This is a genomic window from Brevundimonas sp. Root1423 (assembly GCF_001426805.1).
Genome location: NZ_LMFL01000023.1, coordinates 100,001 through 119,076, shown reverse-complemented (window position 1 = coordinate 119,076; position 19,076 = coordinate 100,001). Strand labels below are relative to the sequence as shown.

The following is a 19,076-nucleotide window of genomic DNA, read 5'->3' as shown; positions in this document are numbered from 1 at the left end:
CCGTTAAGCCCTCGTTACGCCCACCGCCCTAGGGTGGGGGCCGGGAGCCGCGTGTGATCAACAACAGCTATCTTCTGGGTCTGTATGGCGGTTCCGGCGCCGGCTTTTCGTCGACCTCGACGGCGACCGCGACGGCGTTGCAGCAGGCCGCGAAGAAGCAGCCCACGCCGCCCTGGTCCTCGTCTGTCGTGCCGCCGAAACAGGACGTTCTGGTGCGCGCCGCCCTCGGCGGCCGCAAGCTGATCAACGAGGATGCCGCCCAACTGGACATGAAGTCGGCGCCGGCCGACTACCGCAAATTGTTCGCCCTCTATCAGGGCCTCGACACGCTGAACGCCCTGACGAACCGCGCCGCCACCAAGGGCATCAGCAACCTGGAGCTGACCCAGCTTAACCGGCGTTTCACGGCGGGTCTGGCCGAAGTCGGATCGTGGATGTCCGCTGCGGAATTCGAAGATATCCGGATGGTTCAGGGGACGACCAAGTCCATCAGCAAGACCACCGGCGCTGTTCCGCGCGATGGCGCAATCTCGGTCACCGGTCCGATCCACGAGGGGCCCACCAATACGTCCGTTCCTGCCTTCGAGGGCGACGTCCGGTTCTACATCACGATCAAGGTGCCCGTGGGCCTGACCGGCCACAACACGAGCTCCATCCCGATCAATCTGGCCGCCATGGGAACGAAGCCGAGGACGCTGGATAACGTCCTGGAGTTCGTCAACGATCAACTCGAGACCGCCGGCTTTGCCACGCGCATAGGCCGGCAGCAGATCAAGGCCGAGCCCAAGACAATCCAGGTCAACGGCAAACCGGTCACCCTTCCGGCCGGCGCCGACCAGTGGGCGCTGGCGGTTCGCGCGAATTCGACGGAGACGGTCGGCTTCAGCGCCGCGGAAACCTCTGACGCCGTCTATGTCGTCCAGGCAGCCGGGACCGGCGGCGGCAACCAGTTGCTGAAGTTCCGGAGCGACGGCGGCGCGGCGCCCGTTCCCACGGGCGGCGGGATCGGTGAAACGCGATGGGTCGATGGCCGGCTTTCGCAGAACGCCTTGCCGGAAGGGGTTCAGAACGTGCGCGCCAGCGCCGTCGGGCCGGACGGCTCCCTATGGATGGTGGCCGACGTCACGGCCGGTCCCGATACCCAGCCGATCAAGGGTGTGCAGGACGTCGCCCTGATGCGGTTCGATACAGCCGGCCGTCTGGTCGCAACCCGTACGCTGGGTGCGGCCTCGACCGCCAGCGGTTACGCGATCGCCATCGATCCGGACGGCAATGTAGCGGTGGCCGGCTCGGTCACCGGGGCGCTCAATACGTCGACGACCGACGCCGGCAAGACCGGAGAGGTCGCCGGCGTGGCCGACAGTTTCGTAACCGTCTTCAACAAGGACGGCGAGGAGCAATGGACCCAGCGGCGCGGGACCCGCGCGGCGGATGAGGCCACCTCCGTCAGCTTCGGCGCCGACGGCACGGTCTATATCGCTGGCCGGGCCAAATCGGCGATCACTGGCGCGGCCGCCGTCGGCGGCTGGGACGGCTATGTGCAGGCGTTCAAGGCGGCCGAGCCCTATCCGACGGCGGGCATAGTGGTGAAGACCGCGGCCACGGCCCAGTTCGGGACGACAAGCGACGACAGCGTCGACGCCATGACCATCGATGGGTCCGACCTCTACACCGCCGGAGTCGAGAACGGCCATGCCGTGGTCCGCCGGTTCACCCTCGACGCCGCGGGCGTACCGACCTTGGCGTCCACGCGGGATCTGGGCGCGATCAGCGGCGACATCGCCGGCGTTTCGGTCTCGGGCGGCAAGGTCATACTGACCGGGACCAGCCGCAACAGCGGCCTTGCGGCAGGAACAGAGACCAGCGCCCATTCGGGCGGCAAGGACGTCTTCATCGCCACCCTTTCCAGCGACCTCGCCGCAGGAGCCGGAGACCGGCTGACCTGGTACGGCGGCGCGGGCGACGACTCCGCTGCGGACGTCAAGGTTCACGGCGGCAAGGTGTGGATTACCGGAATCGAGGATCGCGATCCCGCGGCCAAGGCGACAGACCCCAGCAAGGCCTATCTGGCCCGCATCGATCCGCTGAGCGGCGCGGTCGAATACGAGCGGAGCTGGTCCGGCGACGGCGATCAGGCCAAACCCATGACCCTCGCTGTCGCATCCAACGGCGCCAGCGTGCTCGATCGGTTGGGCCTGCCCAAGGGAGAGATCGACCAGAGCGACTCGAAACGGCTGATCGACGCAACCTCGGTTCGCGTCGGCGACCGCTTCTACGTCAGCCCGCCCGACGGCGGCCGCGCTGTTTCCGTGACGATCGAGGCGAGGGACACGCTGGCCAGCCTGGCTCGCAAGATCGAGATCGCCTCGTCCGGCAAGCTGAAGGTCACGGTCGCGTCCGAGGGCGGTTCCGTGACGGGCAAGACCGGCGAGACGACGACCACCACCGGGGGCTTCCAGCGCCTGTCCATCATGGCTCGTAACGGCAAGGTCGGCAGCGTGATCACGGCCGGTGAGACCGGCCGTGACGCCCTGGCGGGACTGGGTCTGTCGCCCGGCTATATCGGCGCTACGACCGGTGACGACATCACCAAGACCTTCGGTCTGGCGTTGCCCGCCAATCTGAACCTCGCCGACGCCGGCTCGGTGAAGACGGCCGGAGAGAAGCTTCAGGCGGCGATGAAGGCCGTGCGCGACGCCTATCGCGCCCTTGATCCCGCTACGACCGCGAAGGGCGCCAATGGCCCCGTGCCGGCCTATCTGACCTCGCAACTGGCCAACTATCAGGCCGCGCTCGCCCGCCTCGGCGGCTGACCCTTCACAGACGAAGGCCGTTGACGTGCTAGGCCGGGGCGGGGTTATTGGAGGCTCCATCCGCGCGAGCCCTTCATGCCCCAGGACAATCGTCTACTCATCGCGATCGGCGCCGGTCTGGCGATCGTCGCGGCCGTCGTGCTCGCGCTCGTTTTCAGCAGCGGACGGGGAGGGGACAGCGGCCCGCCGCCGGCCGCGCAGGGCGGTCTGACGGTCGATGTGGCCGATGCGCCCGAGCTGAACACGACCCGTGAACTGCGCTGCTTCGTCAACGGCCAGTTCATCGGCATGGCCACCCTGTCGGACTGCGCGCGCCGCAACGGTCTGGCCACCGACGCACTCGATGTGGGCATCGACGAGACCGGCGCCCTGGCCGCCGCGCCGACCGCCTCGCTGGCGCCCCCGCCCAGCCTTCCGCCGGTCGAACTGACCGAGTCGGAGCCGCCTGTTGTCGTTGACGAACCGACCCAGCCCCAGCCCACCGCCCAGGCCGCCTCGGGCAGCGCCTGCCTGCGTCACACGGGGTCAGACTGGCGCTCGCTGTCGGGGAATATGAGTCTGAACGCCTGCGTCCAGGCGTTGTACGCCGGCACCTGCGTCCGCCCGGGCGAGGCCCTGTACGGCCGCTGGGGCGAGACGACGCTGCGCCTCGTGCCGCGCCGGGTCGAACAGTCGCCTGACAACAACCGCTTCCGCACCCTGGTCGAGCAGGACCGGGCGTGCCAGTTCCCGGGTCTGCGCTGATGAGACGTCTGACGATCACCGCCATGGGCGCGGGCCTGCTGGCCCTCGCGGCCTGCGAGAAGACCACCGAGGCCCCCTTCGATCAGGGCGTCTGCTACGTCGTCGAGCTGAAGGCCGAGGGCGAGCCGCCGCAGTTCAACAAGCTGGCGGAGGACCAGCCGCAGATCGAGTTCTGCGCGGCGCGGCTGGAGGAGATGCGTCTGCGCTTCCTGCGCATGGGCGGAAACCGTCGCGAGATCATGGGCTCCTACCAGGGCCAGTTCATCTTCATCGACCGCGCCGGCGTGTGGATTGGCCAGACGCTGGAAGGTTCTCGCTTCATCCTTCTGGCCCGGACCGGCGACGGGCGACTGGCGATCCCCAGCGCCATCCAGCGCGCTATCGACGGCACGCCGGTTTCTATCTCGGCAAACCCCGAACCCGCAACTCCGGCGCCGGCGCCCTGAAGAAGCGCTGGACGGTGCGGAACAAACGTGGAACAAAACGCGCCTGTGGATGATGGCCACAAACCTGACCTGCCGGTTGCGGAAGCGCGCTAGTCAGGCCTGACAGATAATCCCGGCTCGAACAGCGCGAAGCGCGGCGAGCCCGAACGAAGAAGAAGGAGCTCGGCGATGGCGGGCAGCGTCAACAAGGTCATTCTGGTCGGTAATCTGGGCAAGGACCCGGAAATCCGCACCCTGAACTCGGGCGAGCGGGTCGCAAACCTGTCGCTGGCCACCTCCGAGCAGTGGCGCGACAAGGCCACCGGCGAGCGCAAGGAAAAGACCGAGTGGCACCGCGTCGTCATCTTCAACGAGAACATCGTCAAGGTGGCCGAAAACTATCTGAAGAAGGGCTCGACCGTTTACATCGAGGGCTCGCTCCAGACCCGCAAATACGAGCAGGCCGGCGTTGAGAAATACACCACCGAAATCGTGCTGCAGAAATTCCGCGGTGAACTGACCATGCTGGGCGGCCGTGAAGGCGGCGCCGGCGGCGGCGCCTCGCGCGGCGGCGACGACGACTATTCCTCGGGCTTCTCGACCGGCGGCGCCAACAAGCCGAGCGGACCCAAGGAAAGCTACGACCTGAACGACGACATCCCGTTCTAGAACTTCGTCCCGGCGGGTAACGGCGTGCGAAATGCTCCGTTACCCGCTTTGAGACCCCGACGGCGCCGACCTGTGCCATAGCCGGGGCGTGACCACTCCGGACAAGCCCCACAGCCCGCTCTCCCTGATCGAGGTTCTCGCCATCGTCGCGGTGGTCGTGATCTGGGGCGTCAACAACGCCGCGGCGAAACAGGCCACTCTGACGCTTCCGCCGATGCTGGTCGGCGCGCTGAGGTTCGCGATTGCGGCGGCCTGCCTGATCCCGTTCGTGCGGCCGCCGTTCCCGAACTGGAAGAGCCTCGCGATCATCGTCGTGCTGGGCGGCCCGATCCACTATGGCCTGATCTATCTCGCCTTCTGGCTGGCGCACGACGTCAGCCCCGTGTCCGTCGCGGCCCAGCTGTGGGTGCCGTTCACGGCCCTGTTCGCCTTCCTTCTGCTGGGCGAACGACTGTCGAAATTTGCGCTTATCGGCATGGGCGTGGCCTTCCTGGGCGTGGCCTGGATGACGCTGGACGCGCATGCAGTGGCGGACTGGAAGGCGATTCTGGTCGTCATCGCCGGCAGCGCGGCCTGGGCGGGTACGACGGTGATCGCACGACGCACCACCTCGATCCCGCCGCTGAAGATGCAAGGGTTGCTGGCGCTGGTCGCCCTGCCGACTCTCGCCTTTGCGTCGGCCATGTTCGAGCGGGGCCAGTGGCAGGCGGTTCAGCAGGCCGACGCCCTGGTCTGGGCCTGTGTCGTCTGGGCGGGGCTGGTTTCCTCGGTGATCGCGACGACCCTGGTGTTCTGGCTGGTGCAGAAGCGCGAGGCGGGACGGGTGACGCCCTATCTGCTGGCCACGCCCGTCGTATCGATCCTGATCGGCTGGGGCTTCATGGGCGATGTTCTGACGCCCCAGATCCTGACCGGCGCGGCCCTGACCATGGGCGGGGTGGGCATCGTGGCCTTGGCCGAGCGAGGGCTCAGGGCCGGGGCGGCCAAGGCCTGACAAGCAAAAGGCCCGGACGCTTTCGCATCCGGGCCTTTTTCAGATCTGATGGCGAGCCTTACAGGCCCGGCAGTTTGAAGCCCGAGTCCCGGCGCTGCGCGATGACGATGCCGCTGCGGCCGCCCGTCAGTTCCTGCAGGCGCGCATATTCGGTGGCGGCGTCCACGGTGACCGCGCCTTCGGCGGTCTGGGTCGTGGTCGCGGTCTGGCTGGCGGGGTCATTGTTGCGCCAGAAGAGCAGGCGGTTGGCCCAGCCTTCTTCCTTGTGCGCCAGGTCGCCGAACTCGTCGTCAACGACATAGCGGGCCAGGGGGTCGGCGCGGTCGCCGCCAGCCTGGGCGACCAGCTGCTGTTCGCCCGGCGAACGGGTGATGGCCTGACGCTGACCCAGCAGGATCTGGCGGGCGGCGGACTCGGGAGCCAGCTCCTGCGGGCGCGGCTGACCGGGCGCGGGCGGACGCAGGCCGTATTCCGGCGGCACGGTCAGCGGGGCGGTCGACACCGTCAGGAACTCGTCGGGCGTGATCTTGGTCAGGCCGATCCCCTGACGAACGCTCGAGCAGGCGCCGAGGGCGAGCATCGAGGTGGTGAGGGTCAGGACGGCGACAGTACGAAGGCGCATTGATTTGATCTCGGTGCGGAGCGCCGGAGCGGGCGCGCGCGTAGGCCTTGGATGATGCGGCTGATTACGACTTTTCGGCGGCGAGGCCAACCTTGGCCGCCCGTTCGGACAGCAGACTGTCCAGAATCAGCAGGATGACGCCGACGGTGATGGCGCTGTCGGCGACGTTGAAGACCCAGGGGAAAAACCCTGTCCCCGAAAAATCGATGAAATCGACGACGAAGCCGAAGCGGATCCGGTCGATCACGTTGCCGATCGCTCCGCCCATCACCAGACCGATGGCGGTGATCAGCAGCCGCCGGTCGGCGCGCAACGCCCACCAGGCCAGAACGCCGGAAACGATGATCGAGAACAGGCTCAGCATCCAGCGGGCCGAGCCGTCCCCGAACAGGCCGAAGCTGACGCCGCGGTTCTCGACCCAGGTGAAGTTCAGGATGGGCGGCAGGATGTTGACCCGCCCGATCTCGCGCAGATCAAGGCCTGACACAATCCAGGCCTTGGTCAGCTGGTCGAGGACAACGACAAGAAGGGCGAAGACGAAGGCCGTGACGGCGAGGCGTGGGATTTTCATACGGGCCGCTGAAATGTGAAGGCCGTCCGGTTAGCAGTCCGCGGCCAAAGCGCGAAGGGGCAATCGTGTCACGGGGTCGCGCCGGGGCCGTTAGCGGTTGCCTCGAGGGCTCCGAGACCCCAAATGTAGCGCTTCCAATTCGAGGAAAGACCCGCCCGCACCTCAGGAGCGCCGATGCCGCATGCCGACAGCCTGATTCTCACCCTTGTCGGCGGCTTCGTGCTGGCGTTCGTGTTCGGCATGTTGGCCAACCGGCTGAAGCTGTCGCCTCTGGTCGGCTATCTGGTCGCCGGGATACTGGTCGGCCCGCACACCGGCGGTTTCGTCGCTGACACGGAACTGGCTCCGCAGCTGGCCGAGATCGGCGTCATCCTGCTGATGTTCGGCGTCGGGCTGCATTTCTCGCTCGCTGACCTGATGAAGGTGCGCAAGATCGCCATCCCGGGGGCGCTGGTTCAGATCGGCGCGGCGACCGGACTGGGCTGGGGTCTCGGCCGGCTGATGGGGATGAGCCACCTCGAGGCGACCATGACCGGGTTCGCCCTGTCCGTGGCCTCGACCGTCGTGCTGCTCAGGGCGCTTGAGGAACGCAAACAGGTCAAGGGGCCGGTCGGCCGTCTCGCCATGGGCTGGCTGATCGTCGAGGATCTGGTGATCGTCATCGCACTGGTGATCCTGCCGCTGCTGATCATCCAGCCGGGCCAGACCCTGAACCCGGCGGAGCTGGCGCAATCGATCGGCTGGACCCTGTTCAAGGTCGCCGCCTTCACAGGCGTCATGCTGATCGTCGGCTCCCGGTTGCTCCCATGGGTTCTGGTCCGCATCGCCCATACCAAGTCCCGTGAGCTGTTCACCCTCGGCGTTCTGGCCATCGCCCTCGGCATCGCCTGGATCGCCTACGCCCTGTTCCATTCGTTCGCGCTGGGCGCCTTCCTCGCCGGGCTGGTGCTGAACAGCTCGCCGCTGGGTCATAATGCGGCGGAGCGTTCGCTGCCGTTGCGCGACGCCTTCGCCGTGCTGTTCTTCGTCTCGGTCGGGATGCTGTTCGACCCGACAATCGTGGTCCGCGAGCCGTTGGCCGTCCTCGGCGTGCTGGCCATCGTCATTGTCGGCAAGTCGATCGCGGCGCTGGCGATCACAACGGCCTTCAAGCTGGACAAGGCCACCAGCCTGACGGTGGCTGCGGCCCTGGCCCAGATCGGGGAGTTCTCCTTCATCCTCGCCGCTCTCAGCGTGCAACTGGGCGGCATGCGGCAGGAGACGCACGACCTGATCCTGGCGGCGGCCCTGCTGTCGATCTCGCTGAACCCGTTCGTCTTCGCCCTGATCGACCGTATGGGAGCCCGGCCCAAGCCGCCGGCCAGCGGATCCGTCGAAGGCATTGCGCTGGCCAAGGAAAAGGCCGCCGCGGTGAATCCCGCGACGGCCTGATCGGTATTCGGTCAGACTGGCGTCAGAGCACGCCGATCATGCTGGCGACCAGCGGGTGACGGACGATGTCCTGCTCCGCCAGCTTCACCACGGCGATGTTGGGTACGGGCAGAAGCCGTTCGGCGATGTCCGACAGGCCTGAAATGCCCGGCAGCAGGTCGGACTGCTGGGGGTCGCCCGTGACCACCATGGTCGAATGCCAGCCCAGTCGCGTCAGCAGCATCTTCAGCTGCACATAGGTGCAGTTCTGGGCCTCGTCGACGACGATGAAGGCGTTGTTCAGGGTGCGGCCGCGCATGTAGCCGATGGGCGCGATCTCGATCAGGCCTTCGGCCATCAGCGCCTTGACCCGCTTCATGCTCAGTCGGTCGGACAACGCGTCGTAGAGGGGCCGCAGATAGGGGGCCAGCTTGTCCTCCATGTCGCCGGGCAGGAAGCCGATCGATTCTCCGGCCTCGACGGCGGGGCGGCTCAGCACGATGCGGCCGATCTTGCCGGCTTCCAGCGCCTCGACCGCCTTGGCGACGGCGAGGTAGGTCTTGCCGGTGCCAGCCGGCCCGAGGGCCAGAACCATGTTGTGATGGTCGATCGCGGCCATCAGCTCGGCCTGACCGTCCGACTTGGGCTTCAGCGTCTTCAGATAGGCCTGGTCCCGGTCGTCGTTGGACGGGTAGGGCGACCAGCCGGCGTGGGTCGGCAAACGGCGGGGTCTGGCGTTTGATGGCTGCACGCTTGGTCATGGACGCCTCCAGGGCATGAAAAAAGGCGATGCCGCAAAAGCATCGCCTCGAACGAAGGTAGGGAAGGGAGAAGAGGATGCGACGCATCCGCCCGGATCGGAGGAGGGCCCTTTCATGGGCCGGGAAACTCCCAGCGGCACAAGCCGCCGAACCGAACGCACCACGCACGTCCCCCGAGGTCTGACCGGACCGGGCTTGATCCGGCTTCCAATCCGGGGCCGAAATGGCGGCCTCGAATCGCATCAACATCATGATGCTAGCGTGGTTTACGAAGCCTTAAAGCCAAGAAACCACTCAAGATAAGGTTATGTTTTGATGACGATTTATGCGTTGGCTGACAAGAAACCACAGCTTCCGCCAGAGGGCGAATACTGGGTAGCTCCGAACGCTGTCCTGACAGGAGACGTGATTCTCAAGCCGGGCGCCAGCGTCTGGTTCGGCGCCGTCGTGCGGGGCGACAACGACCCCATCACCATTGGCCGCGACACCAATATCCAGGACGGCAGCGTGCTGCATTCCGACCCGGGCGAGCCCCTCACCATCGGCGACGGGGTGACCGTCGGCCATATGGTCATGCTCCACAGCTGCGAGATCGGCGACAACACCCTGATCGGCATCGGGACGGTGGTGCTGGGTCGGGCGGTCATCGGAAAGAACTGCCTTATCGGCGCCAATACCCTGATCACCGAGGGCAAGGTCATTCCGGACGGCTCGCTGGTCATGGGCCAGCCCGGCAAGGTGGTGCGTCAGCTTGAGCCGGGTCAGATCGAGGCGCTGAAGGCCTCGGCCGCGCACTATGTCCAGAACTGGAAGCGGTACGTCCGCGACCTCGCCGAGGTCACGCCAGACGCCGGCCGTGCACCGCCGCAAGGCTGAGCGGCGCGCGGGCAGGTTCGCCTACCCCGACTGAGACCCGGGCGGTCAACAGGCGCGACTCGTCCGAGGCGAGGGTCAGGGTGGCCGCGGGCGCATACAGGCCGAGAATGAGGTCCGGCTCTCCCGAAGGCCCGCGCAGCGGGACCAGGGTGATCTCGATCTGGGACGCGGCGAGGCCCGCCAGCGCGATGACGACGACGGGACGGACTTCGCGCAAAGCCTGGGTCTGCGCGGCGGCGACGAGCGGACGCGACCCCGGCCGCCAAAGCGCCATTAGCGGCTGATCCTTCAGATGTTCGCCGTGAAAATCCTCGATCCAGCCGCCGGCCAGCCGCACCACGGCGTCGTCGCCGGGGCGGCCGGCCATGAACACGCGGGGCAGGCGAAGGCCCAGCGCGGCGGGATCTATGGCGGCGCGCGCGGGAATCCCGGCGCGTGCGTCGGCGCGGCGCGACAGGCCGGTCCAGTGGTCGATCAGAAACTGCGTATCAGGATGAAACATAGGCGTGGCCTCTGCCGCTTCAGCCGCAAGGACTGCGCCGGACCAAAAGCAACGGAAATGAAAGCCTTTCTGGCGTCTGATGCAGGCTGGAGCGGCCCGCGCCTTGCAGGGTTCGCGCAAGATTTCACGTGGAGGTCGGCCCATGCGGGTGCGGATCATGAACTGGCTGCTGGCGTTGGGGGGCTTCACGGTCCTGATGGCGGTCGCCGACCCGGCCATGGCCCAATGCGGCCCTGTGTGCCCGCCGCCGCCCCCGCCGTGCTGCCAACCCCCGCCTCCGCCGCCTCCGCCGCCCCCGTGCTGCGAGCTGCCGCCGCCCCCGCCGTGCTGTGGCGGTGGTGGAAACCTGAACGTCAATGTGAACGTGAACGCCAATGCGAACGCCAGCTCAAGCGCAAGCGCGGCGTCCCGGGCGGGCCTGAACGCACGCGCCGGCGGCAGCGTCTTCGTCAGCGGCGGCGGCTCGGCCTATGTCACGGTCGAACAGCCCTATCCCACGACCATCAACGGCCTGAACGTCGAGGGCGGCCGCGTGCGCCGGACCATTCGTGTTCCTTACGAAGCCCGCCGACGTTGGGAAAAGCGGGTCGTGATCCGCGCCTTCTGCGTCGACGACCGCAATGTGCCTCACCCGGCGTCGCAGGTTCGCCCCGACCGCGAGGTCGACGGCAGCTATGAAGGCGAGCTGTACCGCTGCCTCGCCGGCACCTGGCTGCAGATCACCTGGGCCGAGTATCAGGGCAACACCGATTTCGGCAGCGGCGAGACCATGAACTGCCGCAAGGGCGAGGCCCTGTGGCACGGCCGCGGCGGCCAGATCGAGTGCAAGCGCCAGCGCGACGAACGCGACTGCAACGAACGGTCCCTGCTGCGTCGCTATGGCGCCGGCGTGAAGATCGTGACCTGGGTCCGCGAGGAAACCTACACCGAATACCGCGAGGAAGTGATCGAGGAGGCCGGCATGGCTGTGTCGGGCGCGATGATCACCCTGGATGGCGGCGTCGGCGGCCGGGTTTTCTGACGCCAGTATGAACACCGGCGTTCAGCCGCGGGTCAGCCGCGGACGCCTAGAACGGTCATTGTCGGCTCCGTCGACATCCTGAGAAGCAAACTGGCCCCGATCCGAAAGGAACGGGGCCATTTTTCGTCTACTGGGCGGCCGGGGCCGGCGCAGCGGCGGGCGGCGCGGCGGGGTTGTCGGAGGTGACGGTCAAACGCCATGCCTTGTCCGGGGTCAGGTACTGGCGCGCCAGACGCTGGATGTCGGCGGGCGTCACCGACTCGAGATCCGAGACGTTCGAGCGGATCTCGTCAAAGGTTTCCGGCTTGCGTCCGGCCTCGGCGAGCTGGCCTACCCAGTAGCCGTTGTCCGCTTGACTGCGTCGCACCGATTCCACCGCAGGGGCACGGGCCCGGAGCAGTTCGTCATCGCTGATCGGCGTGTCCCTTAGGCTCGCTGCGATCGAGTCGAACGCCGTGAACAGGACCGGCAGGCTTTCGGGGCGGGTTTCGGCCAGCATCAACATATAGCCGTAGTCGGGGAAGACCGACGATGACGAGGCGGCGGATCCCGGACCGTAGGAGATGCCCAGTTTCTCGCGGACCTCCTCGTTCAGACGAAGCTGGATGACGGCGCTGAGGATGGCCAGTTGCCGGGCTTCCTGCTTGTCGCCGATGGCGTCGGCGGTGGGCCAGCCGATGACGCCGATGGCCTGTTCACCCGGACCCTCGTGCTTCAGCTGGATCGGTTCGGCCGTCGGCGCGGGGAAGCGACGGACAGCGGAGCCCGGCAGCGGCTCGGCCTGGGCCCCGCGCGCCGGCAGGGCGCCGAAGGTGTTCGCCACGGTGGCAATGGCGTCGTCCACGGTCACATCGCCGACCATGACGACGTCGATCGGACCGCGGGCGCGCCCGTTGGTGACGCCGGCGCGGATCTCCTCGATCGTCATGGCGGCGATCTGTTCCTCGGTCGGCAGGGCGTCGCGCTGATCTCCCGAACTGATCAGTTCGCCGAGTTCACGACCCAGAACGCCGCCCGGCGTTGCACGCAGCTGGGCGAGTTGGGCGGGGAACTGGCTGCGGGCCCGTTCGAAGGGCGCGGCGCGCAAACCGGGATCCACCAGATAGGCGGTCAGGACCTGCATCTGGAGCTGGAGATCCTCGGGCTTTGTCGATCCACTGAGCGTGTAGGCGTCCGTGTCCATGCCTGCGCTAACGTTGTAGGTCTTGCCGCTCAGGACGCGGGTCAGCTGATCCACGGTCAGCTTCGACGTGCCGCCGGGCCCCATGACCGAGTTGGCAAAGGTCATCGAGGTGATGCGGTCCGTGGGCAGGCCCAGTTCGCCAATGCCCGTCCGGACGTTGACGAGGATCTGGTTGTCCCGGAAGTCGGTCGGCTTGACGAACAGGCGGACCCCGTTGGGGAAGTCCACGCGGGTGACGCCAAGGTCGGCTATCTCGGTCCGGGCGCCCGGCCGGGCCGGCGTGCCGAAGTCCGTATAGGGCCACTCCAGCGCAGCCTCGTCGGCGCGGGCCGTGACCGCGACCTGCCGGGACGCCTCAAGCGCTGCGGTGACGGCGGCTTCGCCACCCTCGATCGCGACGGGAGAGGTGACCATGAGGACGGGGCCCTGACCTTCGAAGACCGGGCGGACGGCTGCGGTGACCTGATCAGGCGTCAGGCCTTCGACCGTGGCGTTGAAGAGCTCGAGGCTGGTCGCCGGCGATGCAAAGACGTTCCGGTCGTTGACCGCGCTGAGCAACCCGTTGGCGAGCGCAGGGGTCGAGCGGGTAGCGGCGGCGGTGACGGCGTTCTGCAGGCGGGTGCGGGTGTCGGTGATCTCGCGTTGCAGTTCGGCCTGGGTGATCCCGAACTGGATCAGTCGACGCTGCTCCTGTTCGATGGTCTGGAGGGCCCGCGTCAGGCCTCCGGGGTTGAAGTTGGCGCTGACCGAACCGGCCGACAGGCTGTCGTAGACCGACGCGTTCGACGCATTTGCGCTGATGAACGGGGGATTGTCCGCGCGCGCCAGTTCTCCGAGACGACGGGTCAGCACGGCGAGCCCGAGATTGCGGATCAGGTTTTCCCGGCGTTCGGCCACGGTGTCCGGCTCAAGGTCCGGCGGGCGGATCCAGTTGATGTCGACGGAGGACTCGACCCCCGGTTCGACGAGGATGCGGGTCTCGGGGCCGCGTTGGGCGACCTGGCCGAGATCGGGATCAGGACCGTCCGCGGCCTTGGGAGTCCAGCCTTCGAACGCGGCCCGGATCTTGGCTTCCATCACGTCGACATCGAAGTCGCCGACGGCGATGAAGGTGGCGCGGTTCGGCCGGTAATAGGCGTTGTAGAAGTCCACGAAGCGGTCGCGCGGCGCGGTGCGGATAATGTTCAGGTCACCGATGGGAAGGCGGTTCGCGAGGCGCTGACCCGACGCGAGCAGGCCGAACTGGGCCTTGGCGACGCGCAATTGCGGCGTGTTTCGCATCCGCTCCTCGCCCTCGATCACGCCGCGCTCGGCATCCACCGCGTCGGCGGCCATCAGCGCCTCGGACACCTGCTCGCGCATGATCCGCAGCGCGGCGTCTACCGTCTCGTCGTTGGTGCGGGGCAACTCCAGCAGGTAGGCGGTCTGGTCGAATCCGGTGAAGGCGTTGGTGTCGGCGCCGAACGCCAGACCCAGACGCTCGAGGATATGCAGCAGCTCGTTCTCGGGGATGTTGGTGGTCCCGTTGAAGGCCATGTGCTCCATGAAGTGGGCGAGGCCCAGCTGGTCCTCGTTTTCCATCAGCGAGCCGGCGTCGATACGCAGACGCAGCGAGGCCTGGCCCGCGGGCGTGGCGTTGCGCAGCACCGCATACTGCATGCCATTGGGCAGGACGCCGAAGCGGACATTGGAATCAGCGGGAATGTCGCTGGTCGCCTGGGCCCAGGGGTCCGACGGCGTGACCTGTGCCTGGGCCAGCGCCGGCGACGCCGCGATCAGGACAGTGGTGGACGCCGCAAGAAGCAGCAGCAGACGACGGGGGGAACGCATTAATCGGTCTCTTTCCGAAGGGCGCGAACGCGCCCGGATCGGGGCCGCGCCGGAGATTGGGCAAGGGCCGCCGACTCTTGCTGTCGCCGCCCCCTTGCAACCTTTCGGCGACCAAACAGGACCGCTCAAGTTACCGAAGTTTAATGTGCCGGCCTTGAGACATAGAAGCTCGCCGAATTGCCCACGGCGGTCGCGCCGGTGATGACCGCGCGACCCGATCCTGCGACCGAGGTGTTGGCGACCGCCGAGACATTGCCGCTGTTTGTCTGGGTGTTGGTCGCATCCAGCGTGGCCTGGCATTCCGCACAGGCGTAGCCGGTGACGCTGTTGCCGACCGCTTCCGCCCCGACATAGACGTCGTAGCCATTGGTGCCGGAGAAGGTGGCCGTGACGTCGACGCCACCCGAATTGAACTGGGTGTTATCGATCTCGACGAAGATGTCGTTGTTGCCGACCGACACCTCATTGGCCACGCCGCGGGCCTGGGCTTCAGCCTGGCCATAGTCATAGGCGGTGGTCAGGGCCGAGGCGCGAATAAAGGCGCTGTTGTCCTGATCCGACTCGGTCACGACCGATCCGCCCTCGTTATAGAGAATGGCCTGGTTGCCGCTGGCGCGAGCGCGGCCGGCGAGGTCCCAGGCGTTGCCGGCATTGGCGCTGGCCTCGGCCTCGACGAAGTCGCCGGTCGAGCGTTGGGTGATCGAGAGGTTCTGGCCCGAGGTGGCGTTGCTGTTGACCGCGACGGCGTTGACGATGGCCTCGCTGGTCACGCTGGCCGTAGACGGAATGTACTGGCTCTGGATCCTGCCGAACGAGCGGACCACGGCCGAGGACGACTGGTCGACGGCACCCTGCAGGAAGGAAGCCTGACCCACGAGGGCGGTCGTGTTGGAGATGGCCGAGGCGTTGACCGCCGCGCCGCCATGCAGACGGGCGTTGCTGTCGCCGAGTTCGGTCGTGGCGCTGACCAGATCGCCGGTGTTGGACTGGGTGGCGTCGACGGTCAGGTCGGCGTTGTAGGCGCTGACGGCCAGATAGTTGCCCCCGGCCTGACTGGTTGCGTTGACCTCGCCATAGGTGTCGCCGCCCAGGATGACGTCGGTGCGGGCCACGGAGTCGCCGCGCATGTCCTGGTTCGACCGAACCGTGATGGCGCCGTTCTCGACCGCGCCCGAGGCTGAGTTGCCCTGGGCCGAGGTTTCCACGGTCACCTGATCCTGGGCGTCGACCACGTTCAGCGTCTGGCCGGCGAAGACATCGCCCAGCTGTAGCTGTTCGTTCAGAACGATCGCGCCGTCCTGGGGTGGCGGTGTCTGGGCGGCGGCCTCAGTAGCGGTTGCCGCGCACAGCACCGTCGCGGCCATCGTGCCAGCGAGACGGATCCGCACGTGTAGCGCCATTGTTTGTGTCCGTGTTGGGGTAGGCGGCGTAATAGCCGCCGGTCGGGCCGACGGTGCCGCCCAGAGGATCGGGACCGGCGTTCAGGCAAATCTCGGGACCGGGTGCGCCATAGAGGTTGGCCATGAACTCGACGGTCGCCCGCTCGATCAGGGCGCGAACGGCCAGCTGCACGGGCTCCAGCCCGCCTTCGCCCGCCGAAATGTCGAAGACGTTGCCGTTCAGGAAGTCGAACACCCCGGCCGAGATCTCGCGGCCGATGATTTGCTTCTGGTAGGAGACGACGTCGACGACCTCCATGGTCGTGGTCTGGACCAGACGCAGGTCGATGGCGATGTTCATCACATAGGCCTTGCCCGCAAAGGCCGTCGACAGGGGCGTCTGGCTGCTGGCCTGGCCCGCGGCCATGTCGAAGCCGCCGGACCGGATATTGTAGTTCACCTCGGTAATGCCGCCGACGATGTAGAAGTCGGAGCCGGGCACCTGACCGGCCAGGATGCGGCGGTACTGGGTGTCGCCGGGACCGCCGGGGCCCTGATCGCCAATCAGGCGGTTGTTGGCGTAGCGCAGCTCAAGCTCGGACACCGAGGTGTCATAGCGTTCGACGATATGGGCGCCGGCCTTGGCGAGCGCTGTGTTGGCCATCAGCGAGGCGCCGCCCGTGACCTGGCGGCCGCCGTCAGCCGAGACCGTGCCGGTGTAGTCGCTGATCCGGCCCACCGCGATGCGCGGCGAGGGCAGGCTGTAGCGGCGGGCGTAGTCGGCCATGCAATAGAGTGCGGCGGAGTAGGGGGTCGGGTTGGCCGTCACCGGAGCGTCGCCGATCGGCGAGGCGTACTGTCCGTTCGGCCCGGCCGAGGCGGAGATACAGCCGCTGAGCAGGGCCGCGGCCGCGCAGGCTGCGCCGGCGCCCCGAAGTCGGCGGGAAAGGGAGCCTGCGCTCATGGATTCCTCGGGGGGGCGTTCAGGCTGGTTCCGGCGTTGATCGCGCCGTTGTTGACCTGGGTGGAGTTGACGATGACGGTGTTGTGGTTGCCCTGAACGACGACATTCAGGTTGTTGCCGATCGCGGTCGAGCCGCCGATGGCGCTCCCGCCGCCGGCGCCCGCGCCGGAGAAGCTGGAGGAGACCCCGCCGCTGGCGCTGGAATAGGTGCTGGCTCCGGCCTGGATGAGGCCGTCGATGATCAGCCGGTTGCCGTTCGCGTCCCGCGTCGATCCCGTCTGTGGCCGGGCCGTGGTGTAGCGCGAGGCGCCGTAGCCGGCCTGATAGGTTCCCATGCTCGACGACCCGGCCGACTGGGCGGATGCGACGGCGGGCGCGCCGAGGGCGGCGACGAAGATAATCGCGGGCAGTAGCTTGATGCGCATGGTCACGACGGCCACCTCTCACGCAGACAGGGTCAACGGACCGGTAAGGATCCTTCGTCCCACTCTGGGTCATGGTTATTAAGAAGCGCTTGCCATGGTGGCATCCGACAACCGATTGGTTTGTCTTCCTGAATCCCCGGAGCATTCGTCCTGAACGCGCAACCGTCCGAACGTGTGTTCAACGCGCCGCTGGTGGCGGTCGGTGTCGCCGTGTCGATGCCGATTCTCTATTGGCTGCAGACCCGGCTGCCGGACGGCGGCCTGTCGCTGGCGTTTCGTCCGTCGTCGCTGTGGGACGGCGGCTGGTGGCCCGGGGTGCTGACGTCGATGTTCGTCCACGGCGGCTGGCCGCACGTCGCCATGAACGCGATCCTTGGACTCGCGTTCGGGACCCCGGTGGCGCGCCTGATGCCGGGGGCGAAGGGCGCGGCGGGATTTCTCGCCTTCTATATAGTGTGCGGACTGCTGGCGACGGCAGGCTACGGATTGGCGCATCCCGCCAGTTATGACGCCCTGGTCGGGGCCTCCGGCGCCGTGTTCGGCCTGATGGGCGCGGCCCTTCGTCTGCTGGGCCGCCGGTCCGGCAAGCTGAGATCACTGACCGACAAGCGTTTCCTGACGCCGGCCGCTGCAATCATGGCGGTGAACGTCGCCGTCGGCCTCCTCGGCTTCGCCCCGGGAATGGAAGGGGCCCGCATCGCCTGGGAGGCGCACGCCTTCGGATTCGTCGCCGGAGCGCTGCTGATCGGCCCGTGGGCGGCCCTGTTCCGCGCGCGCCCGGAAGCATTTGATTCGCCGCCCGATCTGCGCGACCCTGAGGCTTGATGCGGTCCATCCGCGGCCGCGCTCTATATAGAGAGGGAGGAGCCGCGATGCTGGTCGCCGAAATTCTCAAGAACAAGGGCGACGCCGTCTACGCCATCGCGCCGGATTTGACGGTCGGCGAGGCGTGCGGAGAACTGGACCGGCTGCGGGTCGGCGCCCTGATGGTCTGCAAGAATGACAAGGTCGTCGGCGTGCTGTCCGAGCGGGACGTGGTGAGAGCTGTCGCTCGCGACGGGCAGGGGGCTCTGAATCAGCAGGTTTCCGCCGTCATGACCTCCGAAGTGGTGTTCGCGGCGCCGGCCGAGACAGTCGCGATTCTGATGGGACGGATGACAGACCGCCGAATCCGGCATTTGCCGGTGCTGCGCGACGGCCGGCTGGCCGGCGTCATCTCGATCGGCGACGTGGTGAAATGCCAGATCGCCGAGGCGACCCAGGAAGCGGAATCCCTGCGTACCTATATAGCGGCGGGCTGAAACCCCCACAGGGCGGGCTCTGTAGCGGCCCGCCCCAAAAAGGCCCGGGTCCGTTGACCGGGAGTCGGCGAGAAAGTTCGCAAAACTGTCGGAATCGGCTTGCGGACAAAAGGGCCGCTGCGTATATCGCCGCCTCGCTCGGAAACGGGCCGGCCACCGGGGCCACGGAGACGAAAGCCTCCAGCGGTCCTCGGGAAGAAAGTCGCAGATGCGGGTTGCTTCCTTAAGGTGTTTCGGTTAGGTTCCGCGCTCCAATCGAATCGTCGGTAACGAAACAGAGGCAAGCCTCTCGGGCTTTCCAGACGGTTTTTTGCGGCCTGAAGTCCTTTGACACGGAGATTGGCCTTCCTTAGAAGGCCGCCTCCACCGGCTCCCGGGCCGGTTCGCAGACAGAGGTTCTTCTTTAAAAAGAACCACTTGACGCGGAAAAATGAGGCGCTAAACAGCGCCTCCCTCGTCTCCGGACGGGGCGGACGGAAAGGGGTTCTTCTTCGGAATAACCGCTTGACACGGAATACCGAGGCGACTACATCGCCGCCTCCGCCGCAACCGGGCGCTAAACGGTGGGTCCGGTTCTCCGGTTCCC

18 protein-coding genes are annotated in these 19,076 nt (G+C 67.1%); 10 read left to right on the top strand and 8 right to left on the bottom strand.

Annotation, left to right across the window (positions count from 1 at the left end; translation table 11 throughout):
• Nucleotides 1–53 precede the first annotated feature (53 nt).
• The 5 genes from ASD25_RS13910 to ASD25_RS13890 all read left to right on the top strand — a co-directional run bounded on the left by ASD25_RS13910 (nucleotide 54) and on the right by ASD25_RS13890 (nucleotide 5,645).
• On the top strand, nucleotides 54–2,813 hold the full coding sequence (locus ASD25_RS13910; protein WP_056617757.1) for a hypothetical protein: 2,760 nt from the start codon (nucleotides 54–56) through the stop codon (nucleotides 2,811–2,813).
• A 75-nt stretch (nucleotides 2,814–2,888) separates the two neighbouring features.
• Nucleotides 2,889–3,557, top strand: a complete 669-nt coding sequence (locus ASD25_RS13905; protein WP_056617752.1) for a hypothetical protein — start codon at nucleotides 2,889–2,891, stop codon at nucleotides 3,555–3,557.
• Nucleotides 3,557–4,003 carry a hypothetical protein gene (locus ASD25_RS13900; protein WP_056617749.1) on the top strand — a complete coding sequence of 149 codons (447 nt, stop codon included), beginning with the start codon at nucleotides 3,557–3,559 and terminating at the stop codon, nucleotides 4,001–4,003. Before ASD25_RS13905 ends, ASD25_RS13900 begins: the two co-directional genes overlap by 1 nt.
• Nucleotides 4,004–4,171: 168 nt before the next feature.
• Nucleotides 4,172–4,651 (top strand): single-stranded DNA-binding protein, encoded by a 480-nt coding sequence (ssb, locus tag ASD25_RS13895; protein WP_056617746.1) that lies wholly within the window; start codon nucleotides 4,172–4,174, stop codon nucleotides 4,649–4,651.
• 88 nt (nucleotides 4,652–4,739) lie between these two features.
• A complete protein-coding gene (locus ASD25_RS13890; RefSeq protein WP_056617743.1) occupies nucleotides 4,740–5,645 on the top strand; it encodes a DMT family transporter in 906 nt (301 codons plus the stop codon).
• Nucleotides 5,646–5,703: 58 nt separating this feature from the next.
• Here ASD25_RS13890 and ASD25_RS13885 read toward each other — a convergent pair whose 3' ends face one another.
• Nucleotides 5,704–6,267: a DUF3035 domain-containing protein gene (locus tag ASD25_RS13885; protein ID WP_056617740.1), complete on the bottom strand. Its 564-nt coding sequence runs from the start codon at nucleotides 6,265–6,267 to the stop codon at nucleotides 5,704–5,706.
• Between the two features lie 64 nt (nucleotides 6,268–6,331).
• Complete coding sequence (gene lspA / locus ASD25_RS13880; protein ID WP_056617737.1) at nucleotides 6,332–6,838, bottom strand: signal peptidase II; 507 nt, start codon at nucleotides 6,836–6,838, stop codon at nucleotides 6,332–6,334.
• A gap of 174 nt (nucleotides 6,839–7,012) precedes the next feature.
• Between lspA and ASD25_RS13875 the strand changes: the two genes are divergently transcribed.
• A complete protein-coding gene (locus ASD25_RS13875; protein ID WP_056617734.1) occupies nucleotides 7,013–8,269 on the top strand; it encodes a cation:proton antiporter in 1,257 nt (418 codons plus the stop codon).
• A gap of 22 nt (nucleotides 8,270–8,291) precedes the next feature.
• Here the strand turns inward: ASD25_RS13875 and ASD25_RS13870 are convergent, their stop codons facing one another.
• Entirely contained in the window at nucleotides 8,292–8,999 is a 708-nt protein-coding gene (locus ASD25_RS13870; RefSeq protein WP_056617732.1) for a PhoH family protein, read from the bottom strand.
• A 325-nt stretch (nucleotides 9,000–9,324) separates the two neighbouring features.
• Between ASD25_RS13870 and ASD25_RS13865 the strand changes: the two genes are divergently transcribed.
• A complete protein-coding gene (locus tag ASD25_RS13865; protein ID WP_056617730.1) occupies nucleotides 9,325–9,885 on the top strand; it encodes a gamma carbonic anhydrase family protein in 561 nt (186 codons plus the stop codon).
• Here the strand turns inward: ASD25_RS13865 and ASD25_RS13860 are convergent.
• Nucleotides 9,848–10,387 carry a PAS domain-containing protein gene (locus tag ASD25_RS13860; RefSeq protein WP_056617728.1) on the bottom strand — a complete coding sequence of 180 codons (540 nt, stop codon included), beginning with the start codon at nucleotides 10,385–10,387 and terminating at the stop codon, nucleotides 9,848–9,850. The two genes, ASD25_RS13865 and ASD25_RS13860, sit on opposite strands and share 38 nt — an antisense overlap.
• 142 nt (nucleotides 10,388–10,529) lie before the next feature.
• Between ASD25_RS13860 and ASD25_RS13855 the strand changes: the two genes are divergently transcribed.
• The gene (locus ASD25_RS13855; RefSeq protein ID WP_200943633.1) at nucleotides 10,530–11,408 is read left to right on the top strand and encodes a hypothetical protein; all 879 of its coding nucleotides are present in this window, start codon (nucleotides 10,530–10,532) and stop codon (nucleotides 11,406–11,408) included.
• Between the two features lie 127 nt (nucleotides 11,409–11,535).
• Here the strand turns inward: ASD25_RS13855 and ASD25_RS13850 are convergent, their stop codons facing one another.
• The 4 genes from ASD25_RS13850 to hfaA all read right to left on the bottom strand — a co-directional run bounded on the left by ASD25_RS13850 (nucleotide 11,536) and on the right by hfaA (nucleotide 17,189).
• Nucleotides 11,536–14,421, bottom strand: coding sequence for a pitrilysin family protein (locus ASD25_RS13850; RefSeq protein WP_056617726.1), 2,886 nt, complete (start codon nucleotides 14,419–14,421; stop codon nucleotides 11,536–11,538).
• Nucleotides 14,422–14,561: 140 nt separating this feature from the next.
• On the bottom strand, nucleotides 14,562–15,809 hold the full coding sequence (gene hfaD / locus ASD25_RS13845) for a holdfast anchor protein HfaD (RefSeq protein WP_162252080.1): 1,248 nt from the start codon (nucleotides 15,807–15,809) through the stop codon (nucleotides 14,562–14,564).
• A complete protein-coding gene (gene hfaB, locus ASD25_RS13840) occupies nucleotides 15,748–16,764 on the bottom strand; it encodes a holdfast anchoring protein HfaB (protein ID WP_056617720.1) in 1,017 nt (338 codons plus the stop codon). The genes hfaD and hfaB overlap by 62 nt, the downstream gene beginning before the upstream one ends.
• Nucleotides 16,761–17,189, bottom strand: coding sequence for a holdfast anchoring protein HfaA (gene hfaA / locus ASD25_RS13835; RefSeq protein ID WP_056619127.1), 429 nt, complete (start codon nucleotides 17,187–17,189; stop codon nucleotides 16,761–16,763). The genes hfaB and hfaA overlap by 4 nt, the downstream gene beginning before the upstream one ends.
• A 174-nt stretch (nucleotides 17,190–17,363) precedes the next feature.
• Between hfaA and ASD25_RS13830 the strand changes: the two genes are divergently transcribed.
• Both ASD25_RS13830 and ASD25_RS13825 read left to right on the top strand, forming a co-directional pair.
• On the top strand, nucleotides 17,364–18,014 hold the full coding sequence (locus tag ASD25_RS13830; protein WP_056617717.1) for a rhomboid family intramembrane serine protease: 651 nt from the start codon (nucleotides 17,364–17,366) through the stop codon (nucleotides 18,012–18,014).
• A 47-nt stretch (nucleotides 18,015–18,061) separates the two neighbouring features.
• A complete protein-coding gene (locus ASD25_RS13825) occupies nucleotides 18,062–18,490 on the top strand; it encodes a CBS domain-containing protein (protein WP_056617714.1) in 429 nt (142 codons plus the stop codon).
• The last annotated feature ends 586 nt before the right edge of the window (nucleotides 18,491–19,076 follow it).